The organism is Schinkia azotoformans LMG 9581, from assembly GCF_000307855.1.
GTDB classification, from domain to species: Bacteria; Bacillota; Bacilli; order Bacillales; family Bacillaceae_J; genus Schinkia; species Schinkia azotoformans.
Map to the genome: position 1 here is coordinate 1 of NZ_AJLR01000101.1, position 584 is coordinate 584.

The 584-nt window shown below is 40.4% G+C and carries 1 protein-coding gene; it reads left to right on the plus strand.

Annotation, left to right across the window (positions count from 1 at the left end):
- On the plus strand, positions 1-459 hold a 459-nt coding region (locus BAZO_RS11380), incomplete at its 5' end, for a DEAD/DEAH box helicase family protein (RefSeq protein ID WP_003331668.1).
- Between the last annotated feature and the right edge of the window lie 125 nt (positions 460-584).

A 584-nucleotide genomic window follows, 5' to 3' on the forward strand; every position in this document is an offset into this window, starting at 1 on the left:
GGAGATATGGGATATTTAGGTCAGTCACTGCATAGACCTTACCAAATTCATGCTATTCGTAAGATTCGTCAAAAAGCGGCACAGCATGAAGGAGGATTCATTTGGCATGCGACAGGTTCAGGAAAGACCATTACCAGTTTTGTCGCAACGAAATTATTAGCACAAAATGCGATCGGTGTTGATCGTACGGTCATGGTTGTTGATAGAACAGACTTAGATGCTCAAACGCAGGATGAGTTTACGAAGTTTGCCTCGGAATACCATACCGGACAAACGACCGGAAATTCGGTAGACAATACTTTGATTGTTGGGATCAAAAATCAAAAACAGTTGGCTCGAAACCTCCTATCATCAAAAAATAATAATACGATTTTAGTGACCACGATTCAAAAACTCTCTGCGGCTATGCGAAGTGCCCAACAAGAGAGTGGTATAATAGGTATTGTAGGTGTTCAATAGACTTGTTCAAAAAAAGAGGTGGAAAATTGTTAGAAAATGAATATTTCGTGTTCACTGGAACACTCACCACAATGACGAGAAAACAGGCGCAAGCTATTATTTCAGGGCTATAAGTGCCAACTGAA